The 18201-nt window shown below is 65.0% G+C and carries 22 protein-coding genes; 19 read left to right on the top strand and 3 right to left on the bottom strand.

Annotation, left to right across the window (positions count from 1 at the left end; genetic code table 11):
• Window positions 1-21 precede the first annotated feature (21 nt).
• Window positions 22-1431: a glucose-6-phosphate dehydrogenase gene (locus tag MUG94_RS11160; RefSeq protein ID WP_227908264.1), complete on the bottom strand. Its 1410-nt coding sequence runs from the start codon at window positions 1429-1431 to the stop codon at window positions 22-24.
• A gap of 129 nt (window positions 1432-1560) precedes the next feature.
• Here MUG94_RS11160 and ffh point away from each other — a divergent pair, with 129 nt between their 5' ends.
• From ffh to MUG94_RS11090, 14 genes are all read left to right on the top strand, one after another.
• The gene (gene ffh, locus MUG94_RS11155; RefSeq protein WP_227890233.1) at window positions 1561-3144 is read left to right on the top strand and encodes a signal recognition particle protein; all 1584 of its coding nucleotides are present in this window, start codon (window positions 1561-1563) and stop codon (window positions 3142-3144) included.
• A 152-nt stretch (window positions 3145-3296) separates the two neighbouring features.
• On the top strand, window positions 3297-3860 hold the full coding sequence (locus MUG94_RS11150; protein ID WP_227908265.1) for an NUDIX domain-containing protein: 564 nt from the start codon (window positions 3297-3299) through the stop codon (window positions 3858-3860).
• Between the two features lie 9 nt (window positions 3861-3869).
• Window positions 3870-4616 (top strand): alpha/beta fold hydrolase, encoded by a 747-nt coding sequence (locus MUG94_RS11145; RefSeq protein ID WP_227890319.1) that lies wholly within the window; start codon window positions 3870-3872, stop codon window positions 4614-4616.
• Window positions 4613-5143, top strand: coding sequence for a GNAT family N-acetyltransferase (locus MUG94_RS11140; protein ID WP_227908266.1), 531 nt, complete (start codon window positions 4613-4615; stop codon window positions 5141-5143). The genes MUG94_RS11145 and MUG94_RS11140 overlap by 4 nt, the downstream gene beginning before the upstream one ends.
• Window positions 5144-5241: 98 nt before the next feature.
• Window positions 5242-6129 carry a VOC family protein gene (locus MUG94_RS11135; protein WP_227890230.1) on the top strand — a complete coding sequence of 296 codons (888 nt, stop codon included), beginning with the start codon at window positions 5242-5244 and terminating at the stop codon, window positions 6127-6129.
• A 194-nt stretch (window positions 6130-6323) separates the two neighbouring features.
• Window positions 6324-6731, top strand: coding sequence for a 30S ribosomal protein S16 (gene rpsP, locus MUG94_RS11130; RefSeq protein ID WP_152217816.1), 408 nt, complete (start codon window positions 6324-6326; stop codon window positions 6729-6731).
• A gap of 1 nt (window position 6732) precedes the next feature.
• Window positions 6733-6975, top strand: coding sequence for an RNA-binding protein (locus MUG94_RS11125; RefSeq protein WP_104053842.1), 243 nt, complete (start codon window positions 6733-6735; stop codon window positions 6973-6975).
• Window positions 6976-7163: 188 nt separating this feature from the next.
• On the top strand, window positions 7164-7751 hold the full coding sequence (gene rimM, locus MUG94_RS11120; protein ID WP_227890229.1) for a ribosome maturation factor RimM: 588 nt from the start codon (window positions 7164-7166) through the stop codon (window positions 7749-7751).
• Window positions 7752-8573: a tRNA (guanosine(37)-N1)-methyltransferase TrmD gene (gene trmD / locus MUG94_RS11115; protein WP_227908267.1), complete on the top strand. Its 822-nt coding sequence runs from the start codon at window positions 7752-7754 to the stop codon at window positions 8571-8573.
• A 219-nt stretch (window positions 8574-8792) separates the two neighbouring features.
• Window positions 8793-9152 (top strand): 50S ribosomal protein L19, encoded by a 360-nt coding sequence (gene rplS, locus MUG94_RS11110; protein WP_104053845.1) that lies wholly within the window; start codon window positions 8793-8795, stop codon window positions 9150-9152.
• 58 nt (window positions 9153-9210) lie between these two features.
• Window positions 9211-9879, top strand: coding sequence for a signal peptidase I (gene lepB, locus MUG94_RS11105; protein ID WP_227908268.1), 669 nt, complete (start codon window positions 9211-9213; stop codon window positions 9877-9879).
• An 11-nt stretch (window positions 9880-9890) separates the two neighbouring features.
• Window positions 9891-10697: a signal peptidase I gene (gene lepB / locus MUG94_RS11100; protein ID WP_227908269.1), complete on the top strand. Its 807-nt coding sequence runs from the start codon at window positions 9891-9893 to the stop codon at window positions 10695-10697.
• Window positions 10694-11449 carry a ribonuclease HII gene (gene rnhB, locus MUG94_RS11095; protein ID WP_227908270.1) on the top strand — a complete coding sequence of 252 codons (756 nt, stop codon included), beginning with the start codon at window positions 10694-10696 and terminating at the stop codon, window positions 11447-11449. The genes lepB (MUG94_RS11100) and rnhB overlap by 4 nt, the downstream gene beginning before the upstream one ends.
• A gap of 7 nt (window positions 11450-11456) precedes the next feature.
• On the top strand, window positions 11457-11780 hold the full coding sequence (locus tag MUG94_RS11090; RefSeq protein WP_104053848.1) for a DUF2469 domain-containing protein: 324 nt from the start codon (window positions 11457-11459) through the stop codon (window positions 11778-11780).
• Window positions 11781-11795: 15 nt separating this feature from the next.
• On the opposite strand, the gene MUG94_RS11085 is transcribed toward MUG94_RS11090, so the two are convergent.
• Entirely contained in the window at window positions 11796-12401 is a 606-nt protein-coding gene (locus MUG94_RS11085) for a GNAT family N-acetyltransferase (protein ID WP_227908271.1), read from the bottom strand.
• A gap of 56 nt (window positions 12402-12457) precedes the next feature.
• Here MUG94_RS11085 and MUG94_RS11080 point away from each other — a divergent pair, with 56 nt between their 5' ends.
• Window positions 12458-13129: a 2'-5' RNA ligase family protein gene (locus MUG94_RS11080; protein WP_227908272.1), complete on the top strand. Its 672-nt coding sequence runs from the start codon at window positions 12458-12460 to the stop codon at window positions 13127-13129.
• A gap of 77 nt (window positions 13130-13206) precedes the next feature.
• On the opposite strand, the gene MUG94_RS11075 is transcribed toward MUG94_RS11080, so the two are convergent.
• Window positions 13207-14259, bottom strand: coding sequence for an LPXTG cell wall anchor domain-containing protein (locus MUG94_RS11075; protein WP_227908273.1), 1053 nt, complete (start codon window positions 14257-14259; stop codon window positions 13207-13209).
• Window positions 14260-14484: 225 nt separating this feature from the next.
• Here MUG94_RS11075 and MUG94_RS11070 point away from each other — a divergent pair, with 225 nt between their 5' ends.
• From MUG94_RS11070 to MUG94_RS11055, 4 genes are read left to right on the top strand one after another with little or no spacing between them, the layout of a single operon-like run.
• Window positions 14485-14844, top strand: a complete 360-nt coding sequence (locus tag MUG94_RS11070; RefSeq protein WP_227908274.1) for a YraN family protein — start codon at window positions 14485-14487, stop codon at window positions 14842-14844.
• Window positions 14841-16394, top strand: a complete 1554-nt coding sequence (locus MUG94_RS11065; RefSeq protein ID WP_227908275.1) for a YifB family Mg chelatase-like AAA ATPase — start codon at window positions 14841-14843, stop codon at window positions 16392-16394. The genes MUG94_RS11070 and MUG94_RS11065 overlap by 4 nt, the downstream gene beginning before the upstream one ends.
• Complete coding sequence (dprA, locus tag MUG94_RS11060) at window positions 16391-17599, top strand: DNA-processing protein DprA (RefSeq protein WP_227908276.1); 1209 nt, start codon at window positions 16391-16393, stop codon at window positions 17597-17599. Before MUG94_RS11065 ends, dprA begins: the two co-directional genes overlap by 4 nt.
• Window positions 17596-18195 carry a methylated-DNA--[protein]-cysteine S-methyltransferase gene (locus MUG94_RS11055; RefSeq protein WP_227908277.1) on the top strand — a complete coding sequence of 200 codons (600 nt, stop codon included), beginning with the start codon at window positions 17596-17598 and terminating at the stop codon, window positions 18193-18195. The genes dprA and MUG94_RS11055 overlap by 4 nt, the downstream gene beginning before the upstream one ends.
• The last annotated feature ends 6 nt before the right edge of the window (window positions 18196-18201 follow it).

Genomic DNA, 18201 nt, shown 5'->3' with positions numbered 1-18201 from the left:
GTGAGACAGCGGTAAGAGCGGTCACAAACCCGCGCGGCTCGATTCCCACTCCGCCGGGCCCATGGTTCCGGCAGGGTATGCCTCAAGCGGAACCTCGCCGGCCGCCCATGCCTTAAGTACCGGATCCACAATCCGCCAGCATTCCTCCGCGATGTCCGCGCGCACGGAGACGAGCGGATCACCCGAAAGGATGCCGTCCAGCACTTCGCCGTACGGAGTCATCGCCGATTTGTGCATGGGAGCACTCAGCCCGGTCCGTTCCAGGGTGAAGACACTCTCCGGACCGTTGACGTTCAACTCCAGTTCCAGCCGGGCCGGGGCGAAGGAGATCCGCAGCCTGGAGGCTTCACCGGCCGAACCGGTGAATCCATCGGGCAGGTGGCTCACCGGCTTGAAGGTAATGACGGCTTCCTGCCGCGTTTTACCCAGAGCCTTGCCCGAGCGCAGGATGAACGGAACACCGGCCCAGCGGTCATTCTCGACCCGGATTTCAACTTCTGCGAGTGTCTCCGTCTCCCGGTCCGGATCAACCCCGGGGGAATCGGCGTATGCCTCAACTTCTTCGCCGTCGATCTCCCCGGCAGACCACCGGGCCCGCCGCGTACTGCGCTTATAGTCCTCCGGCACACTGGACGCCCGAAGAGTGGCCGCAATCAGGTCCCGCACATCCCGCTGGCCGAGGGTTGCCGGAGCACCCATCGCAATGACCGCCATGGTGTGCAGCAGGTGGCTCTGGATCATGTCGCGCAGGGCGCCGGCGCCGTCGTAGTACTTCGCGCGTCCCTCCAACCCCAGTTTCTCGTCGAAGACAATCTCCACGCGTTCAATATGGAGGTTGTTCCACACCGGCTCCAGGATGCGGTTGGTGAACCGCAGCCCCAGAACATTCATCACCGTGGCCATGCCCAGGAAATGGTCCACCCGGTAGACGTCGCTTTCGGGCAGCAGGTCCGCCAGCATCCGGTTCAGCTCGCGGGCCGAGGCTTCGTCGCTGGCAAACGGCTTTTCGAGCACCAGCCGCGTGTCCTGGGGCAGGTCTCCGGGTTTCAGCGCCGCCACGGTGGACTGCGTAACTTCCGGCGGCAGCGCGAAATAGACGGCCAACGGTGTGTCCAGGCTGCGGATGTCGTTCACCAGCCGCTCCGGATCCTTCAGGTCCACCTGCTGGTAGCTGCCGTTTCGGACCGCGGCGTCGAGCGCTTCCTTCCCGTCGTCGTCGGCCTCGCTGCGGGCAGCGGCGAAGGACTCTTTCAGCAGGTCCTGCCAGGTGGCGTCGTCCCAGTCCCGGGAACCTGAACCGATGACGTGGAGCTCAGCGGGGGCGCGGCCGCTGCCGATCAGCTGGCCCAGCCCCGGCAGCAGCAGCCGCTTGGAGAGGTCGCCGGTGCCGCCGAGAATCAGAAGGGTGCGCAGGGGAGAAGTTTCACTCATGGATCCACCCTGCCATCCGGGCCGCACAACCGGTTAGGGTTTTGCGGAAGTTTTCCAACCCGCCTTGGTACCCTTAACAGCTGGGCCTGCCAAACATGGCGAAGATCTGACGAAAGAAGTGCGCGGCACGTGTTCAATTCACTGTCTGACCGGTTGACTACAACCTTCAAGAACCTCCGCGGCAAGGGCCGGCTGACCGAGGCCGACGTCGACGCCACGGTCCGCGAGATCCGGCGCGCGCTGCTGGACGCCGACGTCGCCGTGCCCGTGGTCCGTGCATTTACCGCCTCCGTCAAGGAGCGCGCGCTCGGCCTTGAGGTGTCGCAGGCGCTGAACCCGGGGCAGCAGGTCGTGAAGATCGTCAACGAGGAGCTCGTGGGCATCCTCGGCGGCGAAACCCGCCGGCTGCGCCTGGCCAAGAACCCGCCCACGGTCATCATGCTCGCTGGTCTGCAGGGTGCCGGTAAGACGACGCTAGCCGGCAAGCTCTCCAAGCACCTGAAGTCCCAGGGCCACAGCCCGCTGCTGGTCGCCGCTGACCTCCAGCGCCCCAACGCCGTCAAGCAGCTGCAGGTCAACGGCGAACGCGCCGGCGTGCCGGTCTACGCGCCGCATCCGGGCGTCTCCTCCGAGTTCGAGTCCGCCACCGGTGACCCGGTCGCCGTCGCGCGCCAGGGCATCGAAGAGGCCCGCACCAAGCTGTACGACGTCGTTATTGTGGACACCGCCGGCCGCCTCGGCGTGGACGCCGAACTGATGCAGCAGGCCGCGGACATCCGCGCCGCCATCAACCCGGACGAAGTCCTGTTTGTCATCGATGCCATGATCGGCCAGGACGCCGTCAACACGGCGCAGGCCTTCAACGAGGGCGTCAACTTCACCGGCGTGGTCCTGACCAAGCTCGACGGCGACGCCCGCGGCGGTGCCGCACTGTCCGTTGCGTCCGTGACCGGCAAGCCGATCATGTTCGCCTCCACCGGTGAGGGCCTGACCGACTTCGAGGTCTTCCACCCGGACCGCATGGCCAGCCGCATCCTGGACCTCGGCGACGTCCTGACTCTCATCGAGCAGGCCGAGCAGAACTGGGACAAGGACGAAGCCTCCCGGATGGCGAAGAAGTTCGCCGACCAGGAAGACTTCACCCTGGATGACTTCCTCCAGCAGATGCAGCAGCTGCGCAAAATGGGCTCCATGAAGAAGATGCTCATGATGATGCCCGGTGCCGCCGGCATGCGTGAGCAGCTGGAAAACTTCGACGAGCGCGAAATCGACCGTGTCGAAGCCATCGTCCGCTCCATGACTCCGCACGAGCGGGTCGCCCCGAAGATCATCAACGGCTCCCGCCGCGCCCGCATCGCCCGCGGTTCCGGCGTGCACGTTTCCGAGGTTAACGGGCTGCTGGAACGCTTTGTCCAGGCGCAGAAAATGATGAAGAAGATGGCTGCCGGCGGCGGCGTCCCGGGCATGCCCGGCATGGCTGGCCCCGGCGGATTCGGCGGCTCGCGGAAGAAGCAGCAGGCGGCCAAGGGAAAGAAGAAAGCCAAGTCGGGTAACCCGGCCAAGGCGGCCCAGGAGCGGGCCGAGGCCGAGGCGCGCCGCGCCGGCGCCCGCAAGGCGCTCCCGACCGGCAGCGCCTTCGGCGGCCAGGACGCGGACTTCGATCCTTCATCGCTGAATCTCCCCAAGGGCTTCGAGAAGTTCCTGGGCAAGTAACTGCTTCACTTTACGCACCGCCGGACCATCAGTCCGGCGGTGCGTGTTTAAGGCTCCGGCGTATGCTGGCTGCCGGGCCAGACGGCGGTGCGTGAGGCACCGGCTTTGACGCGGCACATTGGGGAAGTCCGGCAGCAGGGGAGAGGCCAAGCGTGACAGCACAGGGTCTGAACGGCTTTTACGGGTCGGTATTCAAGCGCAGCACCGCTGCCTTCGCCCTGATCCGCACCGCGGACGGGCGGATTTTGATGATGCGCTCCGGCAACGGCGGCTGGGAGCTTCCCGGCGGTGTGGTGAAGGGCGGGGAGGACCCCCGTTCGGCTGCCCGGCGCGGGGCGGGCGAGGCGCTGGGAGCCGGGGTCGACGTCGGGCGCGTGCTGGTGCTGGACTACGTTCAGGGCGGGGATCGGCAGGGCGGCGGACAGGGGGACTCCATCGCTTTTGTGTTCGACGGCGGCACGCTGGCCACATCGGTGACCGGGTTCAGCGGAGCCGGAGGTGAGCGCGAGGCCCGTTTTGTTGCCCTGGGGGAGGGAACGGAGGTCTTCGCCGCTGCGACGGCAGGCCTGCTGGTCGCCGGAATGGAAGCCCTGGACCTGGGAACCGTGATGGAACTGATTGACGGCACGCCGGCCCGGGGCGGACATGTCCTGGCGCCGCCGCCGCGCCGGATGATGCCGCAGGTGGATGGCTTTTCCGGAATTCTAGGACGTTAGGAGTCCCGCATTTCCTCTGAACGAGTGGTATTTGTGCACGGTGCCGGAACCTTCGGAGCCGCAGCCTGGCCTCGGCAGCACGGACTGGCCCTGGATTATGACTGCCTGTTCCTCAAGCGGCACGGCTTCGATGCCGTTGCGGCGCCGGAGGCTCCGGATCTCGAAGCTGATGTTGCCATCATCCGTGAAGCCCTGGGCGAGGGCGGGCACCTTGTGGCGCATTCGGAGGGGGCCGTTCCGGCCATGCTCGCCGCCCTGCGCGATCCGGGCAAAGTCTTCTCCCTCATTCTCTGCGAGCCGGCGGTCTTCTCCCTGACCCGCGACCTGCCCGCCACCAGGGCCCACCGGGAGCTGTTGCAGCCGTTGTTTGACGCGGCGCCGGAGATGAGCGACGAGGAGTATGAGCGCGAATACGTCCGCCGGGTCTTTGCCGCCGACGCGGCCGCCGCAGGACGTGCCGCCCGGCCGGGCCATAGTGCGCCTGCCGATGAGGCTGCCAGGCGTTCGGCTGCGCGGCTACGGCTGCAAACCCCGCCCTGGGAGGCGCCGCTGGACATCGTTCCGGGAGTGCCCACCCTGGTGCTCACCGGTGGATGGGAACCGCTGTATGAGGAGGTCGCGGATTTCCTGGTGTCCACCGGGGCCGAGCACAGCCAGGTGGGAGGAAATCACCGCCCGCAGGACACCGGCGGCGGCCGCAAGGCCATCAGGGATTTCCTCGCCCGTGCCCGCCGGACCGAGGCGGGCGGCAAATGAAGCCCCGCGCGGTGCCTGCAATCCGGGACGCCGGAGCCGAAGATCTCGCCCGGCTTCCCGAGCTGGAGGCGGCATCGGATACCCTCCTGGACGGGGTGACGGAGCTGGACGGGGTGCTCATTCGCTCCCACGGGCTGCCGGCGCCGGCCACCACGGCCGAGCTGGCCGCAGCGCTCCACATCCTGGTGGCGGGGAAGCCTCCGGTGGGATTTGCCCGTATCGAGGAAGTGGATGGTCAGGCACATCTGGAGCAGCTGTCCGTTCATCCTTCCGCTGCCGGTGCCGGGTCGGGCCGTTTGCTGGTGCAGTCCGCGCTGCGGTGGGCGCAGGAGCAGGGCTACCGGTCCATGACGCTGTGCACTTTTGCCGACGTTCCGTTCAACGCTCCGTTCTATCGGAGCTGCGGTTTCGAACCGGTGGATGACCTGCACGGGGAACTGCGTGCCCTGCGGGAGCACGAGCGGCAGCTCGGACTGGACGCTTTGGGGCCGCGTGTGGCGATGGTTAAGGAACTGAACCTGCAGTAGGCCAACCACAACCACAACGGCAACCGGACCCGCCCGGCGGAATGCCGACGTCGTCGTGCGTCTTTGGCTTTAGATGAAGCTTCAAGTAAACTCTTTGCATGAACCTTCAAGTAAATTCTTCGGATCTCCTGCCCGCCGAGCTGTCCATGGGCACGGTCATGCTCAAGGTGGGCGATATGGCCAAGGTTTCCGCGTATTACCGCGGTGCCCTCGGCCTGGAGGTCGTAGCGGAAGCCGACGGCGGCCAGTACCTGGGCCGCGGAACCGTTCCCGTGGTCCATTTGGCTCCGGCGCCCGGACTTCGCGTGGCAACCCGAGGCGAAGCGGGGCTCTACCACACGGCCATACTCTTCGAGACGCAGGCCGCTCTGGCCGCCACGGTGGCCGCCGCCGCGCAGTATGACCCCGCTGCCTTCGTGGGTGCGGCCGACCATCTGGTGAGTGAAGCATTTTATTTCACCGACCCGGAGGGCAACGGGATCGAGCTGTACTACGACAAGCCCCGGGACAGCTGGAGCTGGGACGACACCGCGTCCGGCCGCGAGGTCCGGATGGCCTCGCTGGCCCTCCCGCCGCAGGCGTACTTCCGCGAACACCTCACCGAAGAGGCACTGGCTGACCTCAAGACCTCCGCTGCCGGGGTGGGCCACGTGCATCTGCAGGTGGGCGACACGGCCACGGCTGAAGCGTTTTATGTGGACACCCTCGGATTTGAACGGACCGCCGGATTCCACGGGCAGGCGCTGTTTGTCTCCGCCGGCGGGTATCACCACCACATGGCGATGAACGTCTGGAACAGCCGCGGGGCAGGTCCCCGCCGGGACACCCTGGGTCTTGGAGAGGTGCTCATCAGTGTTCCCTCCGCCGACGACGTCGCCGGGCTGGCCGACCGGCTGACGGTGGCCGGTATCTCCAGTCACCACACGGGCGCGGAACTGCGGTTCGAGGATCCCTGGCGCAACCGGCTGCGCGTCGCCGTCGGCTAATCCGCCCGTTTTAGTGCTGCCTGCACCCGAGTCGCCAAACATGGAGTCATCTGGCACAATGGTCAGGTACTCGATCTGCGCGGCCCCTCTCTCCGTGCATGCATCTTGTCCTTTTTGAACCCCAACGTTATGGCCCGCCCCACGGGAGCAGAAGTACGGGTTCGCCCCATTTCAGATCAGGAGTGACCACAAAAGTGGCCGTAAAGATTCGCCTTAAGCGCCTCGGCAAGAAGTTCTCAGCACACTACCGCGTTGTTGTCATGGATTCCCGTGCCAAGCGCGATGGCCGTGCCATCGAGGAAATCGGACTGTACCGTCCGACCGAGAACCCGTCGTACATCGACATCAAGTCGGACCGCGCCCAGTACTGGCTCGGCGTCGGCGCCCAGCCCACCGAGCAGGTTGCAGTTCTGCTGAAGATCACCGGTGACTGGCAGAAGTTCAAGAACATCGAAGGCCAGGAGGGCACCCTCCAGGTCAAGGCTCCCAAGGAAGCTTTCGTGGCTCCCGAAAAGAAGTCCGTGATCGTTCCCGAGGCCATCACCCCGAAGGCCAAGAAGGACGAGGCTCCCGAGGCTTCCGCAGAGGCTGAGGCTGAGTAACTTGCTGGCCGAAGCGCTGGAGCATCTCGTCCGCGGAATCGTTGACAGTCCTGAGGACGTCAAGGTTTCCGCCAAGAGCAACCGCCGCGGGGAAACCCTCGAGGTGCGAGTTCATCAGGATGATCTGGGCCGCGTCATCGGACGCCAGGGACGGACGGCACGTGCATTGCGCACCGTGATCGCCGCCCTCGCGAACGGAGAGCCGGTTCGCGTCGACGTAGTGGATACCGACCGCCGCCGCTGACAATCCGCGGCACGGCCGGACTGCATCGGCAGTTCACAGCACTTTCATAGCATTACCAGTTGAACGCAGTTCACGGCATCCGGCCCCTGCACCAGATAATGGTGGAGGGGCCTGATGTGTTTTCCGGGTCCTAACCTGCCCAACCCCGGTTGCAGCACCCCGCCGCACCACAACAAGGAGAATTCCCCATGCAGTTACAGGTGGCACGCATCGGCAAGCCGCACGGCATCCGCGGCGAAGTAACCGTCCAGGTCCTGACCGACGCCCCCGAGGACCGTTTCGTGCCCGGAACCGAGCTCACCGTCGAGCCCGCGTCCAAGGGCCCGCTCACCGTCATCAGCGCACGCTGGAACAAGGACATCCTGCTGCTCGGCTTCGATGAAGTAGTGGACCGCAACGGTGCCGAGGAACTGCGCGGGGCCATGCTCTCCGTGGACACCGACGAGCTGGATGACGAGGACGACGACGAGGGCTGGTACGAGCACGAGCTGGTTGGCCTGAAGGCCAAGATCGGCGACGACGTCGTGGGTACTGTCAGCGGCCTGCGCACCCTGACCGTCCAGGATCTGCTGGTGATTGACGACAATGAGGGCCGCGAGGTCTTCGTTCCCTTCGTCGAAGCCATCGTGCCCGAGGTCAGCATCGAGGGCGGCTACGTGCTGCTCACCCCTCCGGAGGGACTCTTTGAACTGAACCTTCCCGAGGACAAGAAGGACAAGCCGGAGAAGGACAGCGGCAGCAAGGACAAGGACGCTCAGAACGAGGCCGGCCGCTAAGTGCGTATTGATGTAGTCAGCATTTTCCCGGAGTACCTGGCAGCACTGGATCTGTCGCTGATCGGCAAGGCCCGGCAGGACGGGCTGCTGGACCTCAATGTCCACGACCTGCGGGACTTCACCACGGACCGCCACCGCACCGTGGATGACACCCCCTACGGCGGCGGCGCCGGCATGGTCATGAAGGCCGAACCCTGGGCGCAGGCACTGGCCTCCGTCGCCGACGCAGGAACCGACGGCGGCACGGCGAACGACGGCGGCACCTCCGACGGCGGCACCCGCCCCGTGCTGATTGTTCCGTCGCCCGCCGGCGCCGTGTTTACCCAGGCCATGGCCTACGAACTGGCCGAGGAGAAGCATCTGGTGTTCGCCTGCGGGCGGTACGAAGGCATCGACGAACGCGTCCTGGAATGGGCCGGAGAACGGTTCGACGTCCGCCCGGTGAGCCTGGGAGACTACGTCCTCAACGGGGGAGAAGTGGCTGTCCTGGCGATGGTGGAGGCCATCGGCCGCCTGGTGCCCGGCGTCGTCGGCAATCCGGAATCCCTGGTGGAGGAATCGCACTCCGACGGGCTGCTGGAGTACCCGGTGTACACCAAGCCCTCGTCCTGGCGCGAGCGGGACGTGCCGGAGATCCTGCTCAGCGGCAACCACGGCAAGATCGCCCAGTGGCGCCGGGAGCAGCAGCTGCAGCGCACCGCAGCCCGCCGGCCGGACCTGCTGGATAAGTTCGACGCCTCCCAGCTGACCAAGGCCGACAAGGCAGCCCTTACGGCCTTGGGATACGAAGTGACGAAGGACCGGATCCTGCCCCGCGGTTGATTGGTGGCGTTAGGCCGGGTGTGGCAGAATGGATAACTGTGTCATCTGGGTCCGCACCTGCCACAGGGGGAGCGCGGCCAACAGAGTGCACACCGGCAGCCAATCCTCGGCTTCGCCGGTCTTATAGCTTCGGCAGCATCTGTGCGGCCCCCGTGGCCGCATCCTTGCCTGCCGTTACCAAAGTGGATGACCTGTGGCGTTCACCAGGAGTGATAAACAATGCACATCCTAGATTCTGTTGATGCAGCCTCGCTGCGTTCAGACATCCCCGAGTTCCGCGCCGGTGACACGGTCAAGGTTCACGTAAACATCATCGAAGGCAAGAACACCCGTGTTCAGGTCTTCCAGGGCTTCGTCATGAAGCGCCAGGGCGACGGCCTGCGCGAGACCTTCACGGTCCGCAAGGTCAGCTTCGGCGTCGGCGTGGAGCGTACCTTCCCGGTGCACTCCCCGGTTCTCGACAAGATCGAGGTCGTCTCCAAGGGTGACGTCCGCCGCGCCAAGCTGTACTACATGCGCGACCTGCGCGGCAAGGCAGCCAAGATCAAGGAAAAGCGCGACGCACGTCCCGCCAAGTAATTTCTTGATCCACGCAGCATCCGCTTCCCGGGAATCTTCGGACCCTCCCGGGAAGCACATGAAACGCCGGTCCACGTATGTGGGCTGGCGTTTCGTGCTCTGCGCCCTCGCCGCAGCCGTTGTGCTGGTGGCACTGGTCCGCGCGTTTGTCGTGGACGTCTACTACATCCCCTCAGAATCGATGCAGCCGCTGCTGGAACCGGGCGACCGCGTGGTTGTCTCACGCACCCAGTACCGCTCCGATGAGATCCGGCGCGGAGACGTGGTGGTCTTTGACGGCAGGGGCTCCCTCGCACCGCTGAACAGCGGCGATGCCGCCCCGGTTGCGGCGGTGAAGTCCCTGGCCCGCTGGGCGGGCGTGATGGGCAGCGGCACAGTGTACGTGAAACGGGTGATCGGAGTTCCGGGGGACCGGATCACCTGCTGCTCGGCGGAGGAACCGCGGCTGACCGTTAATGGAACTCCGGTGGAGGAGCCGTACGTTTATCCCGGAGACGCTCCCAGCGAAAACAACTTTGACGTCGTCGTTCCCGAGGGAAGGCTGTGGCTCCTGGGCGACCACCGGTCCGAATCAACCGATTCGCGGTCACTTCTGGGCGCCCCGGGCGGCGGCCTCATCTCGGAGGAACGCGTCATCGGACGTGCGACGGCAATCTTGTGGCCGCTGGAGCGCGGTTCGGATATCGAGCGGCTAGAGTTAGGAGCCGAGTGGAACACGGCGGAATAAGAGGACAGCACATGGCTCAGGACGTCCCTGACGAGCCCACCCGGAATCCCGGACCCAACGTTCACGGAGCGCATTCAGCGCGTCCCCGGGCAGCAGGTCCGGACCGGAACGGCAAGGACAAAAACCGCGGTTTCGGCGGCTGGCTGCGCGAAGTGGCCACCATCATTGTGATCGCCCTGCTCCTGTCCTTCCTCATCAAGACCTTTTTGTTCCGGGCGTTCTACATTCCCTCAGGCTCCATGGAAGAAACTCTGGAAATCAATGACCGGATTTTCGTAAACCTCCTGGTTCCCGAACCCTTCGACCTGAACCGCGGCGACGTGGTGGTCTTCAAGGACACCCAGGGCTGGCTGCCCGAGCTTCCTCCGGCCACTGAAGGTCCCGGCGCGTGGATCCGCGACGCGCTCATCTTTGTGGGCTTGGTTCCGGACACCTCGGAGCAACACCTGGTCAAGCGCGTCATCGGCACCGAGGGCGACCACGTGGTCTGCTGCGACGCCGATGGCCGGATCACGGTCAACGGCGAACCCCTAAACGAGCCCTACATCTATCCGGGCGCGTCCCCTTCCGACATTCCGTTTGACGTGGTTGTTCCCGAAGGCAAAGTCTGGGTCATGGGGGACCACCGCAACGCCTCCGCTGATTCACGCGAGCACCTCCAGGATGCCGGCGGCGGGTTCATCGACGTCAAGGACATCGAGGGCAAGGCCGCAGTGACGGCCTGGCCGCTGAACCGCGCCGGCTTCATCGGCAGCTATCCGGAAGTCTTCGAGAACATCCCGGATCCTTCCAGCTCCCTTCCGGCCGGATCCAAATGACCGCCGTTTCCGCCCGGCCGCGCCCTAAGACGGGTGCCGGAAGCAAGGCTCCCACGCTGCGGCACGAGCGGTCCTTCGCCGCCGTCGGCTACAAGGTGCTGGCAGGATGCGACGAAGTGGGCCGGGGCGCGCTGGCCGGTCCGGTCAGTGTGGGCCTCGTAGCCGTGGACCTGGCCACCGTCCGTTCACTCAAGGGTGTGCGGGACAGCAAGCTGCTTTCCCAGAGCGACCGGGAAACGCTGGTTCCCCAGATCAAGAAATGGGCCCGGGGCTGGGGGGTCGGCCATGCCAGCGCCGCGGAAATCGACCTGCATGGCATCATGGGTGCCCTGCGGCTCGCCGGCACCCGCGCCTGGGACCGGGTCTGCGCGGACCTGACCCCCGACGTGGTGCTCCTGGACGGCAACTACAACTGGCTTTCCCCGGCGCGTCAGGCGAGCCTTTTTGACCTGCCGGGGAACGACGACGGCGGTTGCCAGGCGCCCGTACACACCAAAATCAAGGCGGACATGACCTGCCTCAGCGTGGCCGCAGCCAGCGTTCTGGCGAAGGTGGAGCGGGACACGATGATGGTGGACTACGCTGTGACACATCCTCAGTACGGCTGGGAAGTGAACAAGGGATACGCCACGGCGTCCCATCGGCTGGCGATAGACGAGTTTGGGCCCACGCCCCTGCACCGGATGTCCTGGCAGTTGGGAACGCGTCCGGAAGCGGATGCCCGGGACCATGAGAGCGTCGTTGGGGGATGATGGAACTATGAGTGCCGAAGACCTTGAGAACTATGAAACGGACATGGAGCTTCAGCTCTACCGTGAATACCGGGACGTGGTGGGACTCTTCAGCTACGTGGTGGAAACCGAGCGCAGGTTCTACCTGGCCAACCACGTGGACCTGCAGGCACGCTCCGCGGACGGCGAGATCTACTTCGACCTGACCCTGCAGGATGCCTGGGTCTGGGACGTCTACCGTTCAGCCCGGTTCGTCAAAAGCGTTCGGGTGATCACGTTCAAGGACGTCAACGTCGAGGAACTCACGCGCAACGATGACCTGACCATCCCCAAGGCCGACGAACTGGGCTGAGTCCGCTGTGCCCCGTCAGGACCGAAGTGTCGTTGACGGGAGCGGCGGAAGGTTGGCGGCGACGTCGTTCCATGCTGCCCACGTTCCTGAGGGCTCCCGCGGATCTCCGGCGGCGAGGCTCGAAACCCAGCCGTCGACCATCCGTCCGCGGTGCGGCAGAAGATTCGGAACAGCGATCGGCGGCGGAAAACCGTTTCGCCACACCGTCTTGTAGCTGCCGATGTTCCCGGTATTCGCCGACCAGCTCACCAGGTCCCAACCGAGATTATCCAGGGCATAGGTGACCGCCAGGCCGACGGCGCGCGACATCAGCCCCCTGCCCCGGTACTCCGGGGCGGTGACGAATCCCAGGTCGCCCGAGTTGTCACCCTTGAACCGCAGATCCAGGGTTCCGACGTAAGCGCCGTTGACATCCAGCGCCCAGGAAATCTCCTTTTCCTGGGGACGGGAAATCGCCGCGACATACTCCGCCGCCATCTCCCGTGTGTACTCCAGCGGAACGGTTGTCCACTGCTGCGACACCGGATCGACGGAACGGGAAAGCACCGGATCAATATCGTCCTCGTTGTGCGGGCGCAGCGTGAGGTCTCGATCGGACAGGACGGGGATGTCAAAAGGCATGGACCTACCTTAGCGCCACGGATGCCGCATTGGCGTGCATCTCCTAGACTGCTGCAATGGCACCTCTTGACCCTCCGCTGACCGGGTACCTGGCCCAAAACCGGCGCCTTTATGCTCAGTTAAGGCCGGACGCGGACTCACTGGAACAGGTGAAGCGGCTGCAGCAGTCCCTGGCGGAGCACCCTGGAGTGAACGACGGCGGCCGTCCCCGCTGGATACCCGAGCGGCAGATCCACCTGACACTGATCCATTTCGGCAAGGTCAGGGATGTTTACGCTGCGGTCTCAGCCGCCGCGGAGGTTTCCTGGCACACGTACGAGGAGCTCCTCGCGGACTACGTAAGGGAGACCGAAGCCGCCATGCCGCGGCAGCCCGTTGTTTTGGAGCCGGCGGTGCTGTCCCGATTCGGGCGGCACGGCCGGACGCTGGTCCTGGAGTACTTTCCCTCGTCGGCCCTCATGTCCGCCCATGAACGGGCCTATGGGGTACTTGTCGATTTCCTGCACAGCTGCGGGATCGAGGACGCGGCCGCATTCACTGCTGCAGATCCCAATTTCATGTTTGCTTCCGGCCTTCGCCCCCACATCACCCTGGCCCGCGGTTTTGCTGGAACGTTGCCGGCGCCGACGCGTGGTGTGCAGGGCGGTTCCCTTCCGGTTGCCGGAGCCCCGATACCGGCCACGGTTCGCTTGGAGTCCATGCCGGTGGTGTACACGGTCTTGGAATAAAGCGTTGCACCGTTGCACCTAAAAGAGTTCGGCCCCGGTGAATGCACCGGGGCCGAACGTTTATGTTGCTACTTCAGTTAGTCGTTGCTCAGACCAGCGCGTCGCCGGTTGCGAACCAGAACGGTGGCGCCCAGGGCGGCAACCAGGACACCGGCTCCGGCCAGCGCGGCCATCGTGGAACTGGCGCCGGTGTTCGGCAGCCGCGGCTCCGTGTTCACTGCCGGTGGTGCCGTCGGGTCCTCGGTCGGAACGGTAGATTCCGGGTCCGGTGTCGGCTTGGGGTCCGGTGTGGGTTCGGGCGACGGTGTCGGGTCCGGTGTCGGCTTGGGGTCCGGTGTGGGTGTCGGGTCCGGTGTGGGTTCGGGCGACGGTGTCGGGTCCGGTGTCGGCTTGGGGTCCGGTGTGAGTGTCGGGTCCGGTGTGGGTTCGGGCGACGGTGTCGGGTCCGGTGTCGGCTTGGGGTCCGGTGTGGGTGTCGGGTCCGGTGTGGGTTCGGGCGACGGTGTCGGGTCCGGTGTCGGCTTGGGATCCGGGGTGGGCTCGGGTGACGGTGTCGGGTCCGGCGTGGGTTCGGGTGACGGTGTCGGGTCCGGCGTGGGTTCGGGTGACGGTTTCGGATCCGGTGTCGGCTTGGGGTCCGGCGTGGGTACAGGTGCCGGCGGCACGCTGGGCTCAGGCTCAGGCTCAGGGTCGCAATCCGGAACCTGACCGTAGACCTCAAGGTCCTCATGCTTGTCATCCGTCAAGACGGCATTGGCTGCAAACAGCTCAGGATAGACGAGTGTGTTGGGCCAGACGAACTCTCCCGTGATGTCAAGCTTGTCCTGCTGGATGCCCCAGCCCGGCCCGCAGACATCCGCGGGCAGCAGGCTAATCAGATTCTCGAACCAAGCGGTTCCCTCTTTGGTGTCCAGGAGGCGCTGCGGGCCGGAGTTTTCCCAAGCGGCAGGCTTGGCAGGGTCCTTTTTCAGGTAGACGTATGCACCTACCTCCTGAGACACGTGAGGAACAGTGTCCCCGCCGTTATCGGGGACGGTTGCAACGGCCGGTTGGATGGCTGTTAGAGAAAATCCGCCGATCACAACAGCAGTGGCGGCGGCAGCAGCCGTGGTTTTAAAAACGTTGTTCATGGTTCCTTCGGCAATCAGTAGAAAGCTTCGGTCGTTTGGCGGGGGGCCAGCCCATCGTGTCCCAGTACTCTCAGCACGGACTCAAGATGGCATCAAGATCACGGCAAGACTCGATTTGCACCACAATTCCTCCCCAAGCCGCGTCCCGCGCTGGAACGGACGACGTCGTCCACAACCGGCGGCCGCTGCTCCGTAAAGATCTTTCGAACGGCGCAGGGTTGGCACATGAGAGCTAAGGACACACTGGGACGGCGCGGCGAGGACCTGGCCGCTGTCTATTTGGCGGCGACAGGTATCGAAGTAATAGACCGCAATTGGCGGTGTTCCGACGGCGAAATTGACCTTGTTGGCGTCGACGGCGACACGCTGGTGATCGTTGAGGTCAAAACGCGCTCTTCATTGGACTACGGGGACCCGCTGGAGGCCATTACACCGGCGAAACTCGCCCGCCTCTACCTGCTCGCCAGCAAATGGAGGCGGGCATCATCGCGGCATTTTCCCTCGTTCCGGGTGGATGCGGTTTCAGTTCTTGACAACGGTGCGGGCGCACCTGTCATCGAACACCTGAGAGAGGTTGCGCTGTGACGCTGGGCAGAACCTACGGCGTGGGGCTCGTCGGCCTGGACGGACGGATGGTGGAAGTTGAAGCCGACATCGGCCAGACCCTGCCGTCTTTTGTTCTGCTGGGCCTGCCGGATGCGTCCCTGAACGAAGCCAAGGACCGGGTCAGATCCGCAGCCAAGAACGCCGGCCTGCCGCTGAGCCGCAGACGGATCACGGTCAATCTGATGCCGGCTGACGTTCACAAGCGCGGTTCCGGTTTCGACCTGGCCATTGTGATGGCAGCCCTCGCTGCCGCGGGCGACATCCGATGCAGCGGCCGCCGCGTCTTCATCGCCGAACTCGGCCTTGACGGCAGGCTGCGGCCGGTTCGGGGAATCCTTCCGGCTGTCATGGCAGCGGTGGAAGCCGGATACCCGGAAATCACCGTCGCCGAAGCAAACGCGGATGAAGCCGCACTCGTCCCCGGCGCCGAGGTGAACGGGTTCGGTTCGCTGGCCGAAGTAGCCGCATTCCTGGGCGCAGCTCCCGAGCGGCTGATTTTTCCGCCGCAGATTCCGGACCGGCCAGCCGAAGGCGGGGGCGATGAGCCGCTGGGAGCACCAGGTCGGAGTCGGGACATGTCGGATATCGCGGGTCAGTCCGAAGCAAGGTTCGCCGTAGAGGTGGCGGCCGCAGGCGCACATCATCTACTGATGACGGGGCCGCCAGGAGCGGGCAAGACGATGTTGGCCGAGCGGCTGCCCAGCCTGCTGCCCAATCTTTCCGACGCCCATGCCATGGAAGTGACCGCCATCCATTCACTGGTTTCAGGCGGCCGCACCTGTTCCCAGCTGCTGCGGCGTCCGCCGTTTGAGAGCCCCCACCACACTGCTTCGTCGGCTGCGATTATCGGCGGGGGCTCAGGCATTGCCCGTCCGGGAGCCGCTTCCCGCGCCCACCGCGGTGTCCTCTTCCTTGATGAAGCGCCGGAATACGATCGGCGCGTCTTGGATGCCCTGCGTCAGCCGCTGGAAAGCGGAAAGGTTGAACTGCACCGGGCCGCGGGAACGGCCACCTATCCGGCGAGATTCCAGCTGGTCCTGGCCGCGAACCCCTGCCCCTGCGGGCTGGCATCCGGAAAGGGTATCGACTGCACCTGCACTCCGCAGCAACGGCGCAGATACTTCAGCCGGCTGTCAGGACCGTTGCTGGACCGGGTGGATCTGCAGCTCCAGGTGCAACGGGTCTCGCTGAGGGAGTTTGCCGGTGACGGCCGTGCCGAGGACAGTGCCGCTATAGCCCGGCGCGTCGACGAAGCACGCAAAGTCCAGCATGCCCGGTTGAAGGACTGGGGCTACGGGACCAATGCGGAGGTGGCCGGAAACCTGCTCCGAGGACCGTTGCGGCCCCCGCCGAAAGCCACTGTTTCACTGGATCGTGCCATGGAACGGCAAACACTAACCGCCCGGGGCTACGACAGGGTACTTCGGGTCGCCTGGAGCGTTGCCGATCTCGCCGGCCATACAGCGCCCGACGCCGATGACGTAGGCCAGGCATTGGGGTTCCGGCAGCAGCAGGGAGAAGCAGCATGAACGGCGAGCGGATGGACCTCTTGCGCACACGTGCAGCCCTTTCCCGGATGTTCGAGCCTTCGGACAACGTTGGCCTCGCTCTTGTCGAAGCGGCCGGACCGGGAGATGCACTCCGGGTGGCTACCGGGGCCATCCGCGCCGGTGAGGCGCTTACCCGTGAGGTGTTGGAGGTCCTGACCGCTGCCGGTATACCGGCCACAGGAAACAGCCTGTCGTCCGCATTGGAACGGTGGATTACCAGAGTCCCTGACCTGGCCCCCGACCGTGACCTCAGCATGATTGGACGGGCAGGAGGGGAGCTTCTCATTCCCGAGGACTCCCGTTGGCCGGAAGCTCTGCGGGATCTGGGGCTCGGCATGCCGTTGTGCCTGTGGACCCGGGGAGACTTGAGCAAGGGCATTCCGGCGCTGCACCAGACCGCCGCCGTGGTTGGATCACGCGACAGCACGGGGTACGGGGCATCGGTGACCGGGGACATCTCTGCCGGGCTCGTGACGCGGGGATGGACAGTGGTGTCCGGCGGGGCCTACGGCATCGATGCCCAGGCACACCGTGCAGCCTTGGTCACCGGAAGCCAGGCACGGATTCCCACCATCGCCGTCATGGCGTGCGGGGTCGACCGCTACTATCCAGCCGGCAATGAGGAACTCCTTCGCGAAGTTGTCCGCCATGGTCTCCTCCTCTCGGAAGTCCCGCCAGGCTCCGCACCCACCCGCTGGAGGTTCCTTCAGCGCAATCGGATTATTGCCGCCCTCAGTGCCGTGACGGTCGTGGTTGAAGCACGATGGCGTTCCGGCGCCCTTAACACGGCACACCATGCAGCGGCGCTGGGGCGCGAAGTGGGCGCAGTCCCCGGATCCGTGTATTCAGCCAACTCAGCCGGGTGTCACCGTCTGCTGCGGGACGGGAGCGCTGTCTGCGTGACGGATGCCGCCGAGATCGTTGAACTGGGCAGCCCGATTGGTTCGACCGGGGACGCTGCGGAAAGCACTCACGAGGAGGTAAAAGCCGTTCACGACGGGCTCACGATCGAGGACATGCTCCTGCTTGACGCACTTCCGCTGCGCAGCGGATCACTTGTTGAAAAGTTGGCGTCCGTTGCCGGGTTGTCGGTGTCCGCCGTCCGGGCGGGCCTGGCACGTTTGGAGCTCGAAGGCCTCGCGGCACGGGACGGGCCTGACAAGTGGAGGCGGAGCCGCGGATGAGTGCACTCTGCGGACGCCTGACCACCCAACCGTCACCACCACCAACCATGCTTTCCCGAATGAAAGGAACTGCCGTGCAAATCCACAAGAGTGTTCTCACACCGCTGGGGGTGTTCACCCTCGCTTCCGAGGAGGGATATCTTAAGGCCGTTTTCGCCGGGGTGCCCGATCCCGCTTCCGATCACGGGCTGGGACGTATTGTCGAGGAGGGTTTTGAGGAAACGGAACGCCAGCTCGCCGAGTACTTCGACGGCAAGCGCTGCTGTTTCGATCTTGATCTGGACATAAAGGGCACGGATTTCCAACGCCTGGTGTGGGCTGAAGTGTCAGCCATTCCATACGGCCAAACCTGCAGTTACAAGCAGCTGGCGATTCGGCTTGGGGATGCGGCAAAGGCCCGAAGCGTTGGCGCTGCTCTTTCCCGCAACCCGCTGAACATCGTCATCCCCACCCACCGGGTCGTGGGATCTCGTGGTTCACTCACCGGCTATTCCTCCGGCATAGATACCAAGAGGTTCCTCTTGGAGCACGAAAAATCAGAGGCAACCGCGGCGCTGCGCATGCAGTGTGCAGACGCCGCCGGTGTGCCTGCTTGAGGACCG

The organism is Arthrobacter gengyunqii, from assembly GCF_023022985.1.
Taxonomy (GTDB): Bacteria; Actinomycetota; Actinomycetes; order Actinomycetales; family Micrococcaceae; genus Arthrobacter_B; species Arthrobacter_B gengyunqii.
Note: the sequence above shows the minus strand (reverse complement) of the source record. Positions and strands in the feature narration are given on the sequence as shown.

Excerpts from the sequence above, each read along its gene's own strand:
- MUG94_RS11080 (WP_227908272.1), top strand. The coding sequence starts at position 12,458 with ATGGCACCTCTTGACCCTCCGCTGACCGGGTACCTGGCCCAAAACCGG.
- MUG94_RS11070 (WP_227908274.1), top strand. The coding sequence starts at position 14,485 with ATGAGAGCTAAGGACACACTGGGACGGCGCGGCGAGGACCTGGCCGCT.
- MUG94_RS11140 (WP_227908266.1), top strand. The coding sequence starts at position 4,613 with ATGAAGCCCCGCGCGGTGCCTGCAATCCGGGACGCCGGAGCCGAAGAT.
- MUG94_RS11085 (WP_227908271.1), bottom strand. The coding sequence starts at position 12,401 with ATGCCTTTTGACATCCCCGTCCTGTCCGATCGAGACCTCACGCTGCGC.
- rimM (WP_227890229.1), top strand. The coding sequence starts at position 7,164 with ATGCAGTTACAGGTGGCACGCATCGGCAAGCCGCACGGCATCCGCGGC.
- rnhB (WP_227908270.1), top strand. The coding sequence starts at position 10,694 with ATGACCGCCGTTTCCGCCCGGCCGCGCCCTAAGACGGGTGCCGGAAGC.
- MUG94_RS11090 (WP_104053848.1), top strand. The coding sequence starts at position 11,457 with ATGAGTGCCGAAGACCTTGAGAACTATGAAACGGACATGGAGCTTCAG.
- MUG94_RS11135 (WP_227890230.1), top strand. The coding sequence starts at position 5,242 with ATGAACCTTCAAGTAAATTCTTCGGATCTCCTGCCCGCCGAGCTGTCC.
- dprA (WP_227908276.1), top strand. The coding sequence starts at position 16,391 with ATGAACGGCGAGCGGATGGACCTCTTGCGCACACGTGCAGCCCTTTCC.
- MUG94_RS11075 (WP_227908273.1), bottom strand. The coding sequence starts at position 14,259 with ATGAACAACGTTTTTAAAACCACGGCTGCTGCCGCCGCCACTGCTGTT.
- MUG94_RS11160 (WP_227908264.1), bottom strand. The coding sequence starts at position 1,431 with ATGAGTGAAACTTCTCCCCTGCGCACCCTTCTGATTCTCGGCGGCACC.
- rplS (WP_104053845.1), top strand. The coding sequence starts at position 8,793 with ATGCACATCCTAGATTCTGTTGATGCAGCCTCGCTGCGTTCAGACATC.
- lepB (WP_227908269.1), top strand. The coding sequence starts at position 9,891 with ATGGCTCAGGACGTCCCTGACGAGCCCACCCGGAATCCCGGACCCAAC.
- MUG94_RS11055 (WP_227908277.1), top strand. The coding sequence starts at position 17,596 with ATGAGTGCACTCTGCGGACGCCTGACCACCCAACCGTCACCACCACCA.
- lepB (WP_227908268.1), top strand. The coding sequence starts at position 9,211 with ATGAAACGCCGGTCCACGTATGTGGGCTGGCGTTTCGTGCTCTGCGCC.